This is a genomic window from Anabaena sp. AL93 (genome assembly GCF_001672085.1).
In the GTDB taxonomy this organism is placed as follows: Bacteria; Cyanobacteriota; Cyanobacteriia; order Cyanobacteriales; family Nostocaceae; genus Dolichospermum; species Dolichospermum heterosporum.
In genome coordinates, this window is sequence record NZ_LJOU01000028.1 from 1 (window position 1) to 21,103 (window position 21,103).

19 protein-coding genes and 1 pseudogene are annotated in these 21,103 nt (G+C 37.7%); 6 read left to right on the forward strand and 14 right to left on the reverse strand.

Going from position 1 to position 21,103, the window contains the following annotated elements; all coding sequences use genetic code 11:
• Positions 1-436: 436 nt before the first annotated feature.
• A complete protein-coding gene (gene rseP, locus AN486_RS09340) occupies positions 437-1,543 on the reverse strand; it encodes an RIP metalloprotease RseP (protein WP_039200560.1) in 1,107 nt (368 codons plus the stop codon).
• Positions 1,544-1,940: 397 nt separating this feature from the next.
• On the opposite strand from rseP, the gene AN486_RS09345 reads away from it, so the two are divergent.
• The 4 genes from AN486_RS09345 to AN486_RS09360 all read left to right on the forward strand — a co-directional run bounded on the left by AN486_RS09345 (position 1,941) and on the right by AN486_RS09360 (position 4,735).
• Positions 1,941-2,561 carry a Uma2 family endonuclease gene (locus AN486_RS09345; RefSeq protein ID WP_168465170.1) on the forward strand — a complete coding sequence of 207 codons (621 nt, stop codon included), beginning with the start codon at positions 1,941-1,943 and terminating at the stop codon, positions 2,559-2,561.
• Positions 2,562-3,452 carry an ABC transporter permease gene (locus AN486_RS09350; protein ID WP_053539409.1) on the forward strand — a complete coding sequence of 297 codons (891 nt, stop codon included), beginning with the start codon at positions 2,562-2,564 and terminating at the stop codon, positions 3,450-3,452. It begins immediately after the preceding gene.
• A 153-nt stretch (positions 3,453-3,605) separates the two neighbouring features.
• Positions 3,606-3,770 (forward strand): hypothetical protein, encoded by a 165-nt coding sequence (locus AN486_RS09355; RefSeq protein WP_168465168.1) that lies wholly within the window; start codon positions 3,606-3,608, stop codon positions 3,768-3,770.
• 65 nt (positions 3,771-3,835) lie between these two features.
• On the forward strand, positions 3,836-4,735 hold the full coding sequence (locus AN486_RS09360) for an ROK family protein (RefSeq protein ID WP_290600312.1): 900 nt from the start codon (positions 3,836-3,838) through the stop codon (positions 4,733-4,735).
• A 253-nt stretch (positions 4,736-4,988) separates the two neighbouring features.
• On the opposite strand, the gene AN486_RS09365 is transcribed toward AN486_RS09360, so the two are convergent.
• Complete coding sequence (locus tag AN486_RS09365) at positions 4,989-6,623, reverse strand: CTP synthase (protein WP_168465166.1); 1,635 nt, start codon at positions 6,621-6,623, stop codon at positions 4,989-4,991.
• 208 nt (positions 6,624-6,831) lie between these two features.
• Here AN486_RS09365 and AN486_RS09370 point away from each other — a divergent pair, with 208 nt between their 5' ends.
• On the forward strand, positions 6,832-8,586 hold the full coding sequence (locus tag AN486_RS09370) for an N-acetylmuramoyl-L-alanine amidase (RefSeq protein ID WP_290600315.1): 1,755 nt from the start codon (positions 6,832-6,834) through the stop codon (positions 8,584-8,586).
• A 46-nt stretch (positions 8,587-8,632) separates the two neighbouring features.
• On the opposite strand, the gene AN486_RS09375 is transcribed toward AN486_RS09370, so the two are convergent.
• The 12 genes and pseudogenes from AN486_RS09375 to AN486_RS09430 form a co-directional block, all read right to left on the reverse strand.
• Entirely contained in the window at positions 8,633-8,878 is a 246-nt protein-coding gene (locus AN486_RS09375) for an HNH endonuclease (protein WP_053539405.1), read from the reverse strand.
• 165 nt (positions 8,879-9,043) lie between these two features.
• Positions 9,044-9,166: a KGK domain-containing protein gene (locus AN486_RS09380; protein WP_081424369.1), complete on the reverse strand. Its 123-nt coding sequence runs from the start codon at positions 9,164-9,166 to the stop codon at positions 9,044-9,046.
• 130 nt (positions 9,167-9,296) lie between these two features.
• On the reverse strand, positions 9,297-9,515 hold the full coding sequence (locus AN486_RS09385; RefSeq protein WP_053539403.1) for a type II toxin-antitoxin system HicB family antitoxin: 219 nt from the start codon (positions 9,513-9,515) through the stop codon (positions 9,297-9,299).
• Positions 9,508-9,720 (reverse strand): type II toxin-antitoxin system HicA family toxin, encoded by a 213-nt coding sequence (locus AN486_RS09390; protein WP_168636932.1) that lies wholly within the window; start codon positions 9,718-9,720, stop codon positions 9,508-9,510. Before AN486_RS09390 ends, AN486_RS09385 begins: the two co-directional genes overlap by 8 nt.
• A 286-nt stretch (positions 9,721-10,006) precedes the next feature.
• Positions 10,007-10,381: a KGK domain-containing protein gene (locus AN486_RS09395; protein WP_053539402.1), complete on the reverse strand. Its 375-nt coding sequence runs from the start codon at positions 10,379-10,381 to the stop codon at positions 10,007-10,009.
• 157 nt (positions 10,382-10,538) lie between these two features.
• The gene (locus AN486_RS09400) at positions 10,539-10,907 is read right to left on the reverse strand and encodes a KGK domain-containing protein (protein WP_053539401.1); all 369 of its coding nucleotides are present in this window, start codon (positions 10,905-10,907) and stop codon (positions 10,539-10,541) included.
• 86 nt (positions 10,908-10,993) lie between these two features.
• A pseudogene (locus AN486_RS09405) lies at positions 10,994-11,936 on the reverse strand (dynamin family protein).
• Positions 11,937-11,990: 54 nt separating this feature from the next.
• The gene (locus tag AN486_RS09410; protein WP_053539398.1) at positions 11,991-14,480 is read right to left on the reverse strand and encodes a U32 family peptidase; all 2,490 of its coding nucleotides are present in this window, start codon (positions 14,478-14,480) and stop codon (positions 11,991-11,993) included.
• Positions 14,481-14,539: 59 nt separating this feature from the next.
• Positions 14,540-16,648: a TonB-dependent receptor gene (locus tag AN486_RS09415; protein ID WP_290600320.1), complete on the reverse strand. Its 2,109-nt coding sequence runs from the start codon at positions 16,646-16,648 to the stop codon at positions 14,540-14,542.
• A gap of 257 nt (positions 16,649-16,905) precedes the next feature.
• A complete protein-coding gene (locus AN486_RS09420; protein ID WP_290600322.1) occupies positions 16,906-17,793 on the reverse strand; it encodes a hypothetical protein in 888 nt (295 codons plus the stop codon).
• Positions 17,794-17,853: 60 nt separating this feature from the next.
• A complete protein-coding gene (locus AN486_RS09425; RefSeq protein WP_053539395.1) occupies positions 17,854-18,363 on the reverse strand; it encodes a hypothetical protein in 510 nt (169 codons plus the stop codon).
• A gap of 139 nt (positions 18,364-18,502) precedes the next feature.
• The gene (locus AN486_RS09430; protein ID WP_053539394.1) at positions 18,503-19,150 is read right to left on the reverse strand and encodes a class I SAM-dependent methyltransferase; all 648 of its coding nucleotides are present in this window, start codon (positions 19,148-19,150) and stop codon (positions 18,503-18,505) included.
• Positions 19,151-19,261: 111 nt separating this feature from the next.
• Here AN486_RS09430 and AN486_RS09435 point away from each other — a divergent pair, with 111 nt between their 5' ends.
• Complete coding sequence (locus AN486_RS09435; RefSeq protein ID WP_053539393.1) at positions 19,262-20,914, forward strand: glycosyltransferase family 39 protein; 1,653 nt, start codon at positions 19,262-19,264, stop codon at positions 20,912-20,914.
• The last annotated feature ends 189 nt before the right edge of the window (positions 20,915-21,103 follow it).

Sequence of the window (21,103 nt, forward strand, 5' to 3'; positions counted from 1 at the left end):
AATTCTTAGTCATCTTGAGATGACTTTTGCTATTAGACTGGGAATTCATTCCCAGGCGGGCTATGGGTTTTACTTAAGTTAGAAATGGCTTATCTGTTTGCTGCCACACCCGCCCTGAAATTCATTTCAGGTCTAATAGCCAAAGTTTACTAAAGTAAACTGAGGATTTAGACAATTCTTAGTCATCTTGAGATGACTTTTGCTATTAGACTGGGAATTCATTCCCAGGTGGGCTATGGGTTTTACGTTAAGTTGACACATATCAGCTTTTGCTTTAAGTAGGTGAACAGAAAAATTTAAAGGTATATAACGGTATGTAAAGTTGTCTCAATGCGAGATTCTGATTGGGTTTCAGCCATTTTACAAAACGCAATACCCCTCATTTTTATTTTGTTTACCTACTTACCCCTACAATTCCTATTGAGAATAGCTGGAGTTACAATTTTTGAAACAATTGTTGTACCCATTCTAGCTGGGATGTTAATTGGGTTGTTTCTTTGACAATTAGGAAAATACCTAATCCTAAAAGTAACACTAAGCCAGTTTGCATCACACCTTCTTGAATTTTGTTAGGTAAAGGCTTACCAAATAATCCTTCAATGAGTAAAAATGCTAATTGTCCACCATCTAAAGCGGGAAGAGGCAAAATATTAATAATTGCCAAGTTAATACTAATAATTGCCGCAAAAGAAAATAAATTGGTACTATCACTAGCTGCTAATTGTGCGCCAATTTGGACGATTTTCACGGGACCAGAAACTTGTCCCACCGTTTGCCCAAAATTAGTAATTAACTGCCCAAAACCTTGAAATGTTCCTACAACTAACTGTTGGAAGCGATTAGCAGCAACTTTGATAATCTCGACAATATCTTGAGGACGACGATAAATTGCTTTACCATTTGGACCCAATTCAATTCCTACCACACCTTTACCATCAGCACCTTGTTTGGGTGTTAGTTTCAGGTTGGTTTGTTGGGTTTCGTGTTGAATTTTCAGGTCAATTTCTTGATTAGGGTGGGTTTGGATTTCCTTGGTTAATAATGTGGTTGCATCTTTACCTAGTGGAATTTCTTGACCATTCACAGCTATAATAATGTCTCCTTCCCGAATCCCTGCTTGATAAGCGACGGATTGTTCGTTTACAGGTTTGACAAGTACACCTGGTTGATACTGAAATTCTTGGGGTATACCAACGATTCCCAGTTGTAAAGCCAACATTAAATACGCAAAGATTAAATTGGCGATTACACCAGCACTAATGACTATAGCACGGTCTAAAACTGGGCGGTTACGCAGCAAGTTCGGGTCATTGGGGGGAATTTCGCTATCTGGATCATCATCGGGAAAGCCGACAAAGCCACCCAAAGGGAAGGCACGGATAGTGTATTCTGTTTCTGATCCTTGGTACTTTAAAAGAATCGGACCAAAACCCAAGGAGAAGCGGTTAGCATAAATGCCTTGAGAACGGGCGGCTATGAAATGTCCCAACTCATGTACTAAGATCAAAATAGCCAAGACTGCGATCGCTGCTAAAACTGACATAGAGCAAATTAATCAAAATATTCGGATATATATTCTTATTCTAGTTTGGGAATGGGCAGACAGAACCCATTTCCTGTATTAGTTTTGTCTCAGTTGGGCTATCCTTGCCCAGATAATGCAGTTACGTTACTTTTTTGATATAATCATGGGCTGCAAATATGATATGGTGTGATCCACTTGAATGGAGTATAAAAATTAGGTCAAAAGCCATATATCACGGTACTCTTATGGTTAAACATAGCTAACTCACTCTACAATTTTATAGGCGGGTAAGTAGGTGAACACAATAAAACCAATCTGTGTAAAGAAAAGTAAAATCGCCCAAACCCTCTTCACTCTTGCCTCTTGCCTGTTGCCTTGCCATAACGACGATTTTCAATGCTAACCTACTTAAATTATGATTCAAGCTTTACCTCAAACTAAATTAGTCAGCTTTGAAGAGTTTACAGAGTGGTATCCAAATACAGGAGTCCGCTATGAATTACATGATGGAGTAATTGTAGAAATGACACCACCCGTAGGAGATCATGAAGAAATTGTTGGATTTTTAGCTACACAAATTACATTAGAGTTTAGTCGGCTAAGACTTCCTTATTTCAGCCCCAAAACAGCTTTAATCAAATCAGCAAACAGCAAATCAGCATACTTACCAGACATAATACTGTTAAATCGGTCTAATCTTGTCAATGAACCTTTGTGGAAAAAACAGTCTACTATTAGTGAATCTGCGTCTGTTCCTCTTGTAGTGGAAATTGTCAGTACAAATTGGCGTGATGATTACCACAAAAAACTGGCTGATTATGAACAAATGGGGATTGTTGAATATTGGATTGTTGATTATGCTGCTTTAGGTGGTAGAGCATTTATTGGCAATCCCAAACAACCAACTATTTCTATTTATCACCTAATAGATGAAGAATATCAAGTTAGTCAGTTTAGAGATAATGACCTGATAATATCACCAAGTTGGCCAGAGTTAAATTTAACTGCTAATCAAATTTTTAAAGCCGGTGTTTAGATGACAATCACAAAAAAGCAATTACCCAATTTCTGGAAATTTCCCAAAAATCCTAGCCTCTCCCAGCGATTAATGCAGATTGGGTTGGGTATGACTCTATTTTTCATCTTTTTAGCCTTTTTTGCTCCTGTTTTTCAAGGTTGGGGGTGGTTGCAAAACCCGAAGGAATTTCTTGCTAACCCTATTCATGAAGCACCTTCGGCTAAACATTGGTTTGGCACAAGTCGTTTAGGTTATGATGTCTTTTCTCGCAGTGTGTTTGGTGTGCAAGCGGCATTGCAAGTTGTGACTTTAGCAACATCTTTGAGTATGATTATTGGTGTGCCGTTGGGAATGGTTAGCGGTTATTTGGGAGGAAAATTAGATAAAGCTCTACTGTTCTTTATGGATAGTATTTATACATTGCCAGGATTACTACTGTCGGTAACATTGGCTTTTGTCGTGGGAAGAGGTATCTTAAATGCTGCGATCGCCATTAGTATAGCCTACATTCCCCAATATTATCGCGTCGTTCGTAACCACACCGTTAGCGTCAAAACTGAAGTGTACATCGAAGCTGCACAAGCAATGGGGGCTTCTACCTGGGTTGTCTTATCTCGGTATCTATTTTTCAATGTTATTCAAAGCGTCCCCGTCCTCTTTACCCTCAACGCCGCAGATGCCATATTAGTCTTAGGCGGTTTAGGATTTTTAGGTTTAGGATTACCCGAAGAAGTACCGGAATGGGGATATGATTTAAAACAAGCTCTAGAAGCACTACCTACAGGCATTTGGTGGACTACCTTATTTCCTGGTTTAGCAATGACAACTTTAGTTGTAGGGTTATCACTACTTGGTGAAGGCTTAAATGAATTTGTCAATCCTCGTCTGAGAAGAGAAAATAGGCAATAGTCATTGGTCATTGGTCATTGGTCATTGGTCATTGGTCATTGGCAAAAAATAACTAATGACAACCAACAACTAACAACTAACAACTAACAACTAACAACCAACAACCAACAACTAACAACTAACAACTAACAACTGACAACCTGAGAGAGTTTTGTGAACGATAATATTACTTTAATTGCGGCTGCTACAGGTGGATTCATGATTTCTGTAGCTTTATCTGGTATTTTAAAAGGCGCACCCATCACAGATTGGCAACAAGCACACAAAACTTCATACCCAATTGCAAATGTGCAAGTTATGAAAAAGGGTAATGGGTAATTGGTAATTGGGAAAAATAACAACTGACCGCTGACAACCAACAACTGACAACTGACTAATGACTAATGACAAAACAAGTAATTGGAATTGACTTAGGGGGGACTGCGATTAAGTTGGGACGATTTACAGCAGATGGTAATTGTTTACAATCTTTATCTGTGGATACTCCCCAACCGGCAACACCAGAGGCGGTATTATCTGCTATTGTAGATGCGATCGCCCAAATTGACCCCAATAATGAAAGTATCGCCATTGGTTTGGGTACTCCGGGTCCTGCTGATGCTACGGGACGCATTGCCAAAGTTGCCATTAATCTCGTAAGATGGCATGATGTCCCCTTAGCAGATTGGTTAGAAGCCAAAACGGGTAAACCGACAATTTTGGCTAATGATGCTAACTGTGCAGGTTTAGGAGAAGCTTGGTTAGGTGCAGGCCGAAATTTCCCCAATTTGATTTTACTAACTTTGGGAACTGGCGTTGGTGGGGCAATTATTCTTGATGGTAAATTATTTGTCGGACATCAAGGTGCAGCAGCAGAATTAGGTTTAATTACCTTAAATCCTGATGGACCGATGTGTAATAGTGGCAATCAAGGTTCATTAGAACAACATACTTCCATATCTGCTATCCGTCGCCGCACAGGCAAAGAACCAGCAGAATTAGGCGCACTTGCCCAAACCGGAAATCCAGAAGCCTTGACTTTTTGGCAAGAATATGGTAAAGACTTAGGAATTGGATTAACGAGTTTATTATATGTGCTAACACCCCAAGCCATTATTATTGGTGGTGGTGTAAGTGCAAGTTTTGAGTTTTTCTTACCGTCATTAACAGCAGAAATCGAAAAACGAGTTTTACCAACTTCCCGCGCAGGTTTGCAAATTCTCCCCGCAGAATTAGGAAATACAGCGGGAATGGTAGGCGCTGCTAAATTAGCATTAACAATTAGACAAATATGCGTATCCTAAAACCTTTGTAGAGACGTTCCATGGAACGTCTCTACATTATTTATCGGAGATGTCTATTAAATAATGGGACAGAGTTAATTATACAACTGAATTTTTCTGTTCCCTGTTCCCTGTTCCCTGTTCCCTGTTCCCTGTAACCTGTTCCCTGTTCCCTGTTCCCTGTAACCTGTTCCCTGTTCCCTGTTCCCTGTTCCCTGTAACCTGTTCCCTGTTCCCTGTTCCCTGTTCCCTGTTCCCTGTAACCTGTTCCCTGTCACACTTGTACAGGCTTAGGTGTAGCAGTTGCAGAATGGGATTGAGAAATGGCAGCGGTCATAAATCCTTTGAATAAAGGATGAGGTGCATTAGGGCGAGATTGAAATTCAGGGTGAAATTGACAAGCGATAAAGAAGGGATGTTTGGGATATTCGACAATTTCCACTAATCTACCATCTGGAGATGTGCCACTCACTAAGTAACCAGAATCTAATAATTGACTGCGGTAAACATTGTTGAACTCGTAACGGTGACGGTGGCGTTCGTAAATGACTTCTTCTTGATAAAGTTGGAAAGCTAGAGTGTTGGGAAGTACCCGACAAGGATATAACCCTAAGCGCATTGTTCCGCCTAAATCTACCACATCCTGTTGTTCTGGTAACAGGTTAATAACTGGATTGTCCGTATATGGGTCAAATTCGGCACTATTGGCATTAGATAAGCCTTCGACATTTCTCGCCCATTCAATCACGGAACACTGCATTCCTAAGCATAAACCTAAAAAGGGAATTTGGCGATCGCGTGCGTATTTAATCGCGGCAATTTTCCCGTCTATCCCTCGACTACCAAAGCCGCCAGGAACGATGATACCATCAACACCTGAGAGATAGTTTTCCGGTGGTTCATTTTCCAAAACTTCCGAGTTTACCCACCGCAGACGCAAATCACCATGAGTTGCAATAGCCGCATGACGTAAAGACTCAACCACAGAAAGGTAGGCATCACCTAACCGCACATATTTACCAACAATGGCGATTTCGACGGTGTGTTGAGGATTATACATCCGGTCTACCATCGTTTCCCATTGTGTCATATTGGGTTGACGTTGTTCCATTTGCAGTAAGTTGAGAACTTGTTCGGCTAATCCTTCCCGTTCTAAAATTACTGGGACTTCATAGATACTACGGGCATCTGGACTGGTAATAACACATTCTACAGGGACATCACAAAACTCTGATAACTTTTGTTTCAAGCCTACAGGAATGGGGCGATCGCTCCGACATACTAGAATATCTGGTTGAATGCCAATGGATCTCAATTCTTTCACAGAATGTTGAGTAGGCTTGGTTTTCATCTCTCCCGCCGCAGCAATCCAAGGCAACAAAGTAACGTGCATATATAACACATTACGCTTTCCTACTTCCTTTCGCAATTGGCGAATTGCTTCTAAAAAAGGCAGTGATTCAATATCACCCACAGTCCCACCAATTTCCGTAATTACTGCGGAAGGATTAGTTTCTTTAGCAACTCTGAGAATTCTGTCTTTGATTTCATTGGTAATGTGAGGAATTACCTGAACAGTGCCGCCATTGTAGTCGCCTCGGCGTTCCTTGTTAATAACTGACTGATAAATTAAGCCAGTAGTAACACTGTTTAATCGAGACATAGAAGTATCAGTAAAGCGCTCGTAATGTCCCAAATCCAAATCTGTTTCTGCACCGTCTTGGGTGACAAAAACTTCCCCATGTTGAAAAGGACTCATTGTGCCTGGATCAACGTTAATATAGGGATCGAGTTTAAGAATCGAAACCGAATAATCCCGCGATTTAAGCAAACGTCCCAGACTTGCTGCTACAATGCCCTTACCAATACTGGAAACAACGCCCCCAGTTACAAAGATAAACTTAGTCATAGTATTTTCAATTTCTAGCAACTCTTAATAGATTTTGTTCCCGCAGGAGAATTTGTGTAAACAATGTTGGAGGCTTGTATGCAGGATGAATTTTACCCGATTGAATTCTCTTATTTGAGACCAATGTATTGCCACTTTTGCATTCATATTTGATTCCATCTTGGCTATTGTGCCACAGTCTCTATCCTCAAATCTTCTGTGTTTGTCCATGAAAAAACTCTTAGGGTTAGTATTATTTAATTTCTTAGTCACCTCCTCAGTTGCATTAGCACAAGAACCACTTTTAGTAGTTTTTCCCCCGACAAACTACCAAACCAGCACAGAAAAAATATTTTTTATCGGTACAGCCCCCCCCAAAGGTCAGGTTTTAATTAATGGTAAGCTGATTAACCGTAGCAAGGCTGGGCATTTTTCCCCTAGTTTTCCCTTGCAGTTAGGGGAAAATATATTTAAAGTCCGTTACCAAAATCAAGAACGAGAGATTAAGATCATCAGGGTGTCTACTCAACCTGAGTTACCCCAAGGTCTAGGCTTTGCTAAGGATTCCTTGATTCCTGCTGCTGATATTGCCAGATTACCAGGAGAATTAATTTGTTTTAGTGCAGTTGCACCACCTCAAGCTACTGTCTGGGTGAATCTGGTAAATCAAAATATTGCCCTTTTACCCCAACCTTCCCAGGCACAATTACCTCCAAATTCAAGTGTCTTGACGGGGTTAAATCAGCCTAATCTTTCTAGTCTTACCAAATACCAAGGTTGTACAACAGTCACAAATGCTGCTGATTTAGGAAAACCTCAATTTAATTTACAAATTAATGATCAAAGAATAACTCAAACTGGTTTAGGCAAAATCGAAATTCTGTCCCCGACACAGTTACCAGTTGCAGAAATTGCATCAGAATCAGGCGTTACTCGCACGGGATCTAGTACCGATTATTCACGACTTACACCATTGCCAAAGGGAACTATGGCGAGTGTTACGGGTAAGAACGGTGAATGGTTGCGCTTAGACTATGGGGCTTGGATTAATAGCAAGGAAACTAAAATTATATCAGGTGCGGTTGCACCACAGACGGTGATTCGGAGTGTGGGTTATCGGCAATTAGCTGAAGCGACGGAGATTCGTTTCCCTTTAGAAACTGCTGTGCCGGTGAGTGTGGAACAGGGAAATAATGCTTTCACTCTTACCCTTTACAATACCACTGCCCAAACAGACACAATTCGCCTAGATGATAATCGCCTGATTTCTCGCCTAGATTGGCAACAGGTAAGCCCCACACAGGTCAAATATACTTTTAACCTCAAAAACATCCAACAGTGGGGCTATAAGCTGAGGTATGATAATACAACTTTGGTTTTAACTTTACGTCATCCACCCCATCTTGAAAATAGCAAACGTTCACCTTTATCTGGCATCAAAATTGTACTTGATCCGGGACATGGTGGTAAAGAATCTGGTGCTAGTGGTCCAACTGGGTATTTAGAAAAAGATGTGAATTTGATAATTTCTCAATTGCTGCGAGATGAGTTGGTGAAGCGCGGCGCTAAGGTGGTGATGACGCGGGATGATGATCGAGATGTGTCTTTGGGGGAACGTCAGGTAATTATTAATACAGAAGAACCTGCGATCGCTCTTTCCGTTCATCATAACTCTTTACCAGATAATGGTGATGCGGAAAAAACTAAAGGCTTTGGTACTTTTTGGTATCATCCTCAATCACACAGCCTCGCAGTATTTTTACAAAATTACGTAGTTAAAAAACTTGGTAAACCTGCCTATGGTGTGTTTTGGAATAATTTAGCCCTGACTCGTCCCCATGCTGCACCGGCGGTATTATTAGAGTTAGGTTTTATGAGTAGTCCTTATGAGTTTGAGGAAATAGTTAATCCCCAAGCACAGAAGAAAATGGCTAATATTTTAGCTGACGGGATAAGTGAATGGTTTAAAACGGTGAAAGAATAAGAATCAGATCCCCGACTTCTTAGAGAAGTCGGGGATCTAAATATCACTAAGTTTCAAAATGTCGTCGAAAACGGTTATCAATGTTATTAGTTTTTTGCTGATTACAAATTAAGCAGAGAGTTTGTAAATTACTAATATCGTTTCTTCCCCCACGAGATAAGGGGATAATATGATCAATACTGAGTTGAGTTTCTTGGGAGATTTTACCGCAGCTTTGACATTGATATTTGTCTCTTTGGAAAACGTAGGTTCTGACTTCTGGGGGTATAGGAATGCGTGGGGTTTTGTTCATGTTTTGGTTTCGCGCAAAGGCGCAGAGTCACAGAGGAAAGAAGATGAGGTTATGTAGCATCATTGATCATTCGTCGTAAGTCGTCAAGGTAGTTATTCACTCCCCCCCCTCTAAAATTATCGAAACCCTTGATCTCTCGTTAAAGATAGGGGGGGGTGTGAACAGTTACTCGTCAAGGGGTGATTCTGGTTCTTTGATTTCTTCAATTTCTGGTTCATCAGGACAAAACTGGAGAGTAACTTTGATTCTAAGTTTTCCTTTTTGCCAATTTTTACCAGGTTGTAAAATGAAACAACAATATCACCTTGTTTATCATTTAAAATTTGAAACTTCTCTTTCATCTCTCCTCCTCTTTGCGCCTCTGCGTGAAAAAAAATGCAGCAAAACGTTACTCAAGAAAATCAATAAATTCTTGAATTTATGCAGCTTGATTAAATGTTGGTTGTGGCAGAGTTTCACCTGTTGCTTGATAAGCGATTACTAATGATTCTAAAGCCTCAATTCCATTATTAACTGCTTCTTGATAAGTGTCTCCATGTGTACGCCAAATTTGTCCAGGAAAGTCAGGAAACCCTACTAAAAAACAGTTATCTTCTTCTGACCATTGAATTATCATTTGATATTTAAGATTAATCATTATCTGTTTCACCTTCTATTTTCTTAATAGCTTGTTGCACCTCTTTTTCTTGATACCTTTTAGCATCTGCACTATCTTTACCAGAAACAGTTACTTTTCCATTATATAATGGGTGTATCCAGTTTGTGTGACTTCCTTTACCAGGAATTTCTGTAAACCCTGCTTGATAAAGCATTTGTTTTAGTTCTCGAATTTTTTTAGGCATTTATTTAATATTTTGTCTGAATCAGGATTTCCAGGATTTGAGGATTTACAGGATGTAGTTTGGTGTTTGTATTTTTAGAATAAAATTTTCATTCTTTACTATCTTCACTAATCATACTAATAAATATATCATCAATTATTAATCTTAAAATAAATTAACTTTTTAGAAAATCCTGATTCTGACAATTAATAATCCTGTCAATCCTTAAATCCTGGATATCCTGATTCTGACAATTAAGTAAAATCGCATCCACACAAACAAATTCTATCTGTGTGGACTAATTTATTTATGATGTAGCTTCGTTTATCTTACGTCGTAAATCATCAAGAGGTGATTCAGGTTCTTTGATTTCTGTGTGTTCTTCTTCAACATAAAATTCAATGCTAAGTTTAAATCTCAATTTTCCTTTCTTCCAAGATTTATAACCTAAGTTTAGCATTTTAACCTCCATACCTTCCTTGAAGCATTCAGTATTATAATGTCTGTCTTGTAAATAATGAATTTTTTGTCTTCGTAATGCTTCCCATAAAGAACTTAAAAAGTTTGTATCACTCCCTATAAATTCAAATGCTTGTTTCAATTTATTAACTTTGTAAGTTAAATCATTACATTCAATCACATCATCATCATTGCATTCTATCAACTTAAAATTATCTTCCATCTCTTTCTTCCTTTGCGTTTTTACATGATAAAACTCTGATTTGGACAATTAATAAATTAATAATCCTGAAAATCCTTAAATCCTGGACATCCTGATTCAGACAATTAATTAAAATCGCATCTACACAAACAAAGTCCACCTGCGTAGACTAATTAATTTATGATGTAGCTTCATTTAGCTTACGTTCTATCTCCTGAAGGAGTGATTCTGGTTCTTTGATTTCTGGTTCGTCAGGACAAAATTCTAGAGAAACTTTCATTCTTAATTTTCCTTTTTGCCAATTTTTACTAGGTTTTAAAATCTGACAATCAACACCATTATTTATCCAATCATCAGGTTTTTTCACGGATGGTAAAACACGACTATTTATAGATTCTAGTTCATGATTTAAGTGCTTTAAACTACCCTTATCTAAGATTACTTTTGACAAAGCTAAATCTAATTGACTGGCTTTTAAAATATAACCATCAAAATCAATCACAACATCACTTTGTTCAGAACTTATAATTTCAAAATTATCTTTCATCTCTTTCTTCCTTTGCGTCTTTGCGCCTTTGCGTGAGAAAACTCCTATTAGGTGAACACAGAAAAACCTCGTATTCACCCAACACATTATACCTCTTCCTCCCCAATTATCGGCAGTAAATGTTCATACAACTGCATCGCTTGTAAACAGCCATTAATTCCCGCAACTGCTGTATTATACTCCTCAATTTTCCCCTCAACCTGACTCAACAAACGTTGATTATTAGCAATCTTTTCCTCAGATTCTTGTTGCAAATTCTTCTCTAAATAAGCCCGCGCATAAGTATATTGTTGTAATATCTCATCTGCTTGTTTTTCCACCATTGGTAACAACTGAATTTTAATACTTTGGTTGATGGTTTGACGGAAAGATTGACGAATACTGTAAGAAACTTTCGGTTCAAAATCTAACTTTAATAATTGTCTAATTGGTCTAATTGCAGGTTCAGCGTCAACTATACTTTCTGCGTCGTAACCTTGCGAAGTTTGTTCTAATACTTGTCGAAATTGATAGATAGAAAATGTGCCTTCGTTATAAAATCTGGGACTTTCTCTGACAAAGCGATCGCAGTTCTGATTTACTCTCTCCTCCTTCTTGTTGAATAATTGCTGTACAACCTTGATGCAATAAATCAACTACATCTTGTTTATGGATATTCTCTACGGTATTAAATCCCAATTGCTGACATAAAAATACCGCTTGTTCTTGAATTTCTGCTTCACTCAAAAAGGTTAAAACAACTCTTTCTGAATCTACAGGTGCATATTCAATTTTACATTCTGTACCAGTCGCGTGTCCTTCTGCACTATATAATAATTCCCTCTCTAATAGGGCATTAATCAACATGGATTTACCCGCACTAAAAGCACCAGCAAACACAATTTCAAACTTGGGACAAACTGCTTTATCCAAAGAAATTTGCACAGATGTAATATCTTGAGAACGCAAAGCTGCTTCTTGCTGTAGAAGTTGGAGAATAGATTCAACTTGTGCTTGCAATTGCTGGCACTGGGGCATTAAACTGGACATAAAAAGTAGTAATCAAGGTGCATAAGTATTGTAATACTACTTATTGCCATTTAGCTACATTATCCCCAATGCACCACGAGTCACACCTAATTGGTTTTGTAGCTTCAATTCTCTCCACAGTTGCGAACCGATGATTTCTCCTTGGAGTAATTTCTGATAGCTATGTATGGTTTTTTCCACTTGTTCCGGTGTTTCGCTGACAAATTCAATCCGTAAGTGCTGTAAACCCAATGAAATCAGCCGTTGTACGTATTCTGCTCCGGTTTGTGCCGTTGCGTTATATACTGTATTTCTACATCCTGCGTCTGCTTTAAGAATGTGTTCACTACCTACTCTGTCTCTGATTGTAACCGCTTGTGTATCGCAAGGTCTACCACAATTGGTGTAATCTGTTCCTTCAGACAGAAAAGCGCAGAATACACAATGTTCCATGTGAAACATAGGGATATGTTGATGAATTGTGACTTCAAAATTTTGTGCTGGGTAATTGGTAATTAGATCTTCGAGTTGATTAATATTTAAGTCGTAAGATGCTGTTAATCGTTCTAAATTAAAGCCGTTTTTAAAGTAATCTGCGGTTAAAGGGTTAGCAATATTTAAGGAAAAGTCACCAACACATCTTTCATTCGCAAAATATTCTAATTGGTCATAATTTCTAATTAAATAACCATCAGCTTGGGAAGCAAGAACTTGTTTTAAAATCCAGGTTTCTCCAGGTTTGGTTATCCGGGGTGGTGCGACAAAAATACTAATTTCTTCCTGTTTTGATTCTCGCACTATTTTTACTGCTTCTTTATAATTGCGAGGATCTTCAAATTCACAATATATAGTTTTGATATCTGTTGTTAATACTGCTTTTAATTGTTCGATGTTTCTCACCAAAACAATCAGGGAAGGGGAAGCAGGAATTGGTGTAGATTTAGAACTAATTAAATCTTGCCATTTTCCGTGATGATTTAATTCCCAAAGTTTGGGTCTACTTCTTAATTCCTCTAATTTGCTAACTATTTCCCGACGCATTCGGTTTAACTCACTCACAGGTAACATAATATTACCGTTGAGATTATTTATAAAAGTATCTAAATGGAAAGGTGTATTTCCTAACCTGCCAAATTGTTCTTTTAATCTTTCTGTAGAGAGGGGTTTTGTATGTGCCTCAGCTATTAATATTTCTGATTCTACTTGCACTATATTCCAAGATTGATCACGGGATATAGCTATTAGTTTTTCGCCAATCTCTCCATGTACTTCGATATTAATCGGTCTGGTAAATTGGGGATGTTCTCCAGTATAACTTTGACGGATTTGTTTATCCAATTCTGGATCATTTGTCTTCCAAACTTTATCACCTATATGGATATTATGGAAATTTAAATCATTTCTGCCAAAAGTTAAGATGACATCCTGACCATTAGGAATAACTGCATATATTCGTCCCCCTTCTTCCTTCCTTTCTGGGTGTCCGCAATCAAAAACAATCCCATCTCCCGGTTTGACAGGTGCTTCTAACTTTATTGTTATTTCGGCATTTCTAATTCGGGTAACTTCTCCCAAATAAACACCCCGTTTTTTACCAAATCTCCCATGCACTAACTCTTGATTATTAATTCCCTCAAACCAACCTGTATATAGTCCGCGAGAAAATGCCATTTCTAACTTATATTGGTCTTTCTTTCGACTAGAAAACGTCTCTACATTTGTTTCTAATAGTTGATTTAAAGCTTGACGATAAACACGAGTTACATTAGCAACATATTCCGGTGCTTTCAACCGTCCTTCAATTTTCAAAGAAGTCACTCCAGATTTTACTAACTCTGGTAAAACGTCTAAACCTGCTAAATCTTGAGGACTTAATAAATATTTGCGATCGCCTAAATTCACAACTTCCCCATCTGCAATTAAATCATAAGGCATTCTACAAGCTTGAGCGCATTCTCCCCGATTTGCAGAACGTCCTCCTAGTGATTCACTGGTTAAACATTGTCCAGAATATGCGACACACAAAGCACCGTGAACAAAAACCTCTAAAGGTAAGGAAGTATTTTTTTGAGATATTTGTTGTTGAATTTTATTAATTTCAGAAATCGAACATTCTCTTGCCAAAACTACCAATTGACAACCCAAAGATTTAGCAAATTCTACCCCCGCAGCACTGGTAATAGTCATTTGGGTCGAAGCATGAATCGGAAAGTCAGGGGAAAGATGACGAATCAACCGACAAATACCCACGTCTTGAACGATGACAGCATCAACACCAGCAGAAATGATAGTTTTGAGGTATTGCTGTGCTTCCGTTAGTTCCTGGGGAAAAATCAAGGTATTCAGAGTGATATAACCTTTGACTCCCCGCAGGTGCAAAAATTCCATTAATTCGGGTAAATCTGCTTCCGTGAAATTCTCAGCCCGCATTCTCGCGTTAAACTTTTCTAAACCAAAATAAATCGCATCCGCACCATTTTCTACTGCGGCTTGAGCGCATTCCCAGTTACCCGCAGGTGCTAGGAGTTCGGGGATTTTGAGGGTAGGGGTGGAGATGCTTGTCATTTTGGTTAAGTCAAGGTTATGTCAGCTTATAGATTGTACCTAAATTGAGGGAAAGTTGCCTACAAACTAGAAGTTAGACCCACACGGAAAGTAAAACCAGGACTATATATCCGATTCACTCGTTCATATTGTTCACCCAGAAGATTTTCTAAGTAAAAAGTTAATCCCAAATTTTTATTTACAGGAATCCGTCCACTCAAATCTAAATTAAAGAAAGACGGGACAAAATCTGTACTTTTTTCTCCTGCTGCGGCATTATTAAAAACAGAACGACGAGAACCACTATTATAAGTAGCATATAAATTACCTTGCCATCCATCCTTTTGATAACCAATTCCAGTTTGTAGCAAAGAATAGGGAATTAAGCCTAATTGCAACCCCTGTTCTGTGCCAGTTTTGATTTGAGCATCTGTATAAGTATAGTTGATAAAAGTTGACCATGCACTGGCAATTTTTAATTGCAATGCTGCTTCTAAACCATTGGTATCTACTAAACCAATATTTTGCCATTGATTATTAATAACTCCCAAACGATTATCTAAACTACTGCCAAAATAAGTAAATTGTCCTAAGAGATTTTTTGACAAAATTACATCTACTCCCGCAGTCCAAGTAGAACCTGTTTCTGGTTTTAAATCAGGGTTAGGATTCCAATTATGCACCGTATCAAAAACATATAATTGATCTAATCCTGGATTGCGCTGCGCCCCTGCCCAACTTCCCCGCACTGCAATAGCTGGATTAACTGCATAACGTAAACCCACACTAGGATTGAAATAACTCCCAAATTGACTATCAAAGTTTTGTCTTACCCCTAAATCTGCTTGCACAGCATCGCTAAGTTGCCAAGTATTAACAGCAAATAAAGCCGTATTAAATGTACTTCTATCTTCTTTTTCATTGTTAGCAATTCTCGCTGGATCTGTACTCAAAACATCGCCAATTAAATCGGTATTTTTTAAATCTAATCCCCAGCGCAATTGATTATTCGGAGTAATTTTCCATTCATGTTCTATTCTAGCTTTGAATTGTTGTGTATCTAAAATTCCAGTTCTATAATATTCTCTACCGCTATTATTAACGGTTGGTCCATAGGTGCTAAAATAATCTCGGTTGTAACCAAATGTAGTTGTTAAATTGGAATTATCTCCCTTACCAAGTCGAGTTTTCCAAGATAACCCAAGATTCAAACCATCATGATCTAATCTGTCTTTTTGTAGTTGTAAGCCAGAATATCGAGAACCAAAATAAGTTAACCCCCGACGGCTACTGAGTGCAGTAACATCCAAATTCAAAGAGTTTTTAGGATCTAAATCTATTCCGACACTACCAAAATAAGTGCTGGTAGCTGTGTCTGCATTAGAAAAATATCCTTGAGCATCACGATTTGCAGCACCAACAGGAACGCGGTAACGATTATCTATAAAGAACCTTTCAAAGCTAAAGTTGTATTTTACTTTATTCGTTGATCCACTATAAGTTACCTGTTGATTATTTAAGTTTAATGAGCCAAATTCGGCACTAGCATTTAATTTTGGCTTGCCATAACCTTCTTTAGTAATGATATTTACAACTCCGCCAAAAGCAGAAGAACCGTATAGAGAAGAAGCCGTACCGCTATATAATTCGACTCTTTCAATAGACTCTATCGGAATACTATTTAAATCAGTTGAACCATGATAAGTATTGATATTACTATTAATTGGTCTACCATTAATCAAAAATACAGATTGATTAATTGAAGCTCCTCGATAGTATGTACCTGTGTGAATATCTGCGCCATGTCCCACATCATTAATAGCAAAACCGGGCATTCTTTTTAAAACATCAGCAACACTAGTTGCACCCTGTTTTTGAATTTCCTCTTTTTCAATTACATAAGTGGGAGTAGATTCAGGGAGAACATCTTTTTCCCCAATGGTTTCTATGGAAATATCTGCATCGTCTGTAGGAGTTAAATCTGTTTCTGGGGCGGGTTCTGGCTTAACTTCGGTTACTGTTGGTTGTTGGGTTAATAATTGAGCATTTGTGGCGGTTAATTCAATTTCACTTAAATTAGGAATATCTAAATTGACTGCATTTTGATTATTTTCATTATCAGCAGCTACAGCAGGAAATGTCACCAGTAAACTTAGTAAATAAACTGGTAGGAAAAAATTCTTAGTCATATTTTTGGACTCACACCCGGTAATAACAATCACTAATTTCCATTTTCCCTATAAATAGAAATTGTGTCAAAAGACAAGCTGTCATACTTATACTCATAAAGACTCAGATTTAAAAGGATGAAGTCCAAATTTATCTGCGTTTATCTGCGTCCATCTTCTTCCATCTGCGGTTAATTATTTCTTCTTGTACTTCAAAATATAGTGGTTATCGCTAGAATTCAATAAAATAGAGGGCGCAGACCCTGCGCCCCTACAGACTAAATTTCAGCTACGGCTCGTTCAATTAAACGTCGTGCTAAAGTCTGAGTTCCTGTGTGTTCATAGTAATTTGTAGACACATCTATAAATGCTGCTAGATAATCTAGCTTGTCATCAGCAATTTGTGTGAAAGATTGCAAATTACTAATTACTTTTTGTGGAGTTAGATTATGGCTGTTCACAAGTCCACTCATCCAACCGCTAACTGATTGAAAACTGTTACCGATAAAGTCGAGTTTACCAGAATCGCTATTGCCAGGAATAGTATTTTTGATGCTTTGGAAAGTCTGGTTTTGGTTTAAATCCTGGGGATTCATTCGACTAATCCCAGATAAGGCTTTGTTAATAAAATCTGGTCCCAGGGGTATTAAACCATCAACACAAACTAATGCCACCATGCGGATAAGTGACTCACCACCATACTCACCTAAAGAGCCGACAAAATCGCCGATACTATCTCCAGGAATACCGTTAATTTGACAAAAGGCGACGACTTCAGCTACTAATTTCAGGGTTAAGTCAATGGTTTGAGCTTTGTCTGGTTTGGGAGTCAGAGAGTTTAAAAAACCGAGCATGGGAATGTTTTCCCCAATTTTATTAGCCAAAGCTGCTGCACCCAAAGCCTTATCTGCACCGTCAACGGTTTGATAAAGCCAGAGGGCGGTTTGATATCCTTGGGATTTATCGTTAAATAAATAAATTGCTCTTTCGCCAATTTGTTGAATTAAGTCTTCGTCAGTTTCCCCGGTAACAGTTTTAATGGTATTCACAAAACCAACTGTATTTTGCCATTCACCAGGAGCAACAAAATCTAAAGCGTTCAACATGGAAACAGTCAAGTTACTGGTTGGTAGTTCGTCAACTAGCTGCTGAATTGGTTTACTCACAAGATTCTCCTTATGTATGTTTTGTATTAACGTCGGTTGTTAGTTAGGGAAGCGATTAAACTATTTCAACGTTGCTAAACCATCAAGATTAAATTTTCCTATCCAAGCTGCGCGATCGCTCGCAGTAAATGATGGACTTTTAGAAATCACCTTCACTTGGTACTTATTCACTAGCACAGAAGTTTGAGTATTACCAACTTTTACTGCGGGATAACCACCTATTTTTTCGGTGCTATTAGCAAATTTAGCCGCTGCCCCTGGTATGCTACTAGTATCAGAAATAGCGAGTTGGGCAACTACCTTACCACCCTTTTTCAAGTTTGCCTCAGAAAAGCCCTTTTTCTCTTGGGTGTAGACTCGATCATAGCCATCTCCGCCACTGGGGAAGAATTCATTTAATTTACTACCCTGAGTTGCATTTTTAACTACTGCCTGTCCACTTCTTTGCTTCGTACTTTCCTGTTGTACTTGATCAAAACGACTGGGTGCTTTTGTCGCGCAAGCTGTAGTCAGTAGTACAATTGATAGCAGTACAGCAGCTAAAACTCTCCGCCCACGATTTATCACCATTTTTGGCTTCTCCTTGATACTTGAGCTTGTGAGGCAATTATCAACTATTTTGTCACTTACAAACTAGAAAATTTACTTTTAAATAATGATTGGAGGTAGTGATCATCACAAAATATTTGGATATTTTTGTAGTACAAGACTACGCGAGACGTTGAGCTATCACTGCATAAAAAGGATCTCCACCTGCTACTCCCAACCACTGCAAGAAAATTGGTGCTGTTGAGGTCGAACAAATCACTTCCGGGGTCGTGAATCCAGGAACTGAGGTAAAATAGCCCTTGACCAATTCTACTCTAAAAGCTTCCGAACCATCTCGCCAGGCTTGAATTGCCTTTTGAAAAAACATCCGGTTAGAAAAACTAATAATTGCGATCCCACCGGGTTTAAGAATGCGGTGTATTTCCGAAAATATAGCCTCTGGGTATTGGATATATTGCACAGAAACACAGTTAATAACAGCATCAAAGTCTTGATCTGGAAAAGGTAACTGGAGATTTGTATTGAGATTTTGGACAAAATAATGATTTAATTGAGTATTTCGGGCTAGTTCTTCAGCATTTAGTCCATGTCCTTGTACATGAGCAAAATCTATCTCTGTAGGTAGATGCGATACCCAGCTACTCATTAAATCAAGAACACGCATATTTGCTCGAAGTCGCTGATAATATAAATCAGTTAATTGTTGAATAAAACCATTATCTACATGAGTGACAAAGCGAGGGTAATTATAGAATAACTGATCATCCGATTCATCTAACTTAATCCGTTGATTTGGTTGCAGTAGCATAAATGTCTTTTTTACCTGATCTAAAAATTTTGGCTAGTATTCTAATTGGTAAGTTAGTTTTGATAACTTCACTTATTTTACATGAAAAATACTATATTTTACAATTCATAAATGTTTTTTAAATCACCACGAATCATCAATATTATCCAATTAATTCGGCTATTTTGGCAATTCCCATATTGCAAGTTATTAATTTGGCTACTTCCTTTATTGTTATTTACTTCTGGGGAAACCAGTCTCATGGCTCATGATGAAACACTTTATGCTTTGAGAGCCAGACAAATGTTGGAAACAGGTGATTGGGTATCACCTTGGGGTCATCCTCATCATAAGACCCCTGGTTTTTATTGGTTAATTGCTATTTTTTATCAAATATTTGGCGTTAGTGATACAACCGCGAGAATACCGACAATGATTGCGGGAATTTTGAGCATATTTGTTATTTATAAAGTGGGAGAAATTCTTTTATCTCAAAAATTAGCATTTTGGGGAATTATTATTCTCAGCGTAGAATTTTTGTGGATACAATATTGTCGGTTATCAACACCAGATTTACCAACTATATTATTAGTATTTATAGGAATTTTCTTTTTATTAAAATCTGATATAAATCCTCAAGAACGATATTTATATGGTTTTATCACCGGGGTGAGTTTTGGCTTAGGTTTTTTGATAAGAAGTTTAATGATTTTTCTGCCAATGATGGCATTATTACCTTATTTAATCATAGATCATCGTCGTCATCGTCATTTAACTAACCCCATGTTGTATTTAGGGTTTTTGGTCGGTTTAATTCCTACCTTAATTTGGCTTTATTTTAGCTGGTTACGTTATGGTAGCGATAGTATTGCAGCTTTATTGGGATTTGTTATAGAACTAGGTAGTCATGAACAACATAGAAATGGCATTTTATTTTATGTATGGAATCTAGCTTTAAAATCTTTTCCTTGGTTCTTTTTTAGTTTATTAGGAATAACATTAGTAATTCGGTATTCAATTTCTAAATATCCATTAATATTAATCGGGTTTCCCGTTATCTTATTTACTGAATTGAGTATATTTTCCACTCGTTTATCTCATTATAGTCTTTGCATTTATCCATTTATTGCTTTTTTATCTGCGGTGGGTTTAGATTGGTTAGGAAAAATTTACCAAAAAGGATTTGATGATCAATATTCATCTCATGAGATGATTTATTTACCAAGAAATATCAGTTGTGCTTGGGGAATATTAGGCATAATTTTAGTTTTAGCCGGAATAAGTATTTTAGTTTGGGGTGAGGTAAATATTCACAAATATGCAATTCTGATGATATGTTCTGGTTTTGGTAGCTTAATTGTGCCGTTAATCTGGATAGGTAAGTTTTATTATCACCGTAAGTTTTTAACTTCTCATTATTGGCTAGGTAGCTTATTAATTAGTTGTTGGTTATCTGTAGCTACAGCAGGTAATTTAGGTTTGTTAGGTGATTTCAACCCAGATTTTAGAGTATTTTACAAACAAGAAACAATTAATAAAGTTTTGCATAATCATCCGATTAACTTTGTTAAAGGTAAAGGATTTAATGATAAAGAATCTCTGCTAATTTACTTCTATACACCTCAATATGGGAAGAATGTAGATTTAGTTTCCCAGTTACCTATTTTGAGTTATGCTTGGATTTACCAACCGAGTTTTGTTGAGTTACCAATACATTATCGGGTTATTGGTAGTTTTAAAGATTATCAATTAATTCAGGTTGTATCTAAAAAAATTCTGATATAGGAGTAATATTTTATTTTTGATAACTAGTAGTCTGTCAAATAAATTTTGACGGATAAAGAAGAAATGAACCACGTTCGCGGAGCGTGCCGTAGGCATTAGGACGCAAAGAGCGCGAAGAAAGAAGGAAGAAGAAAAATTTATTTACCCGTCAATTAGTTCTTGACAGACGACTAAGGTATGTTAGCTACA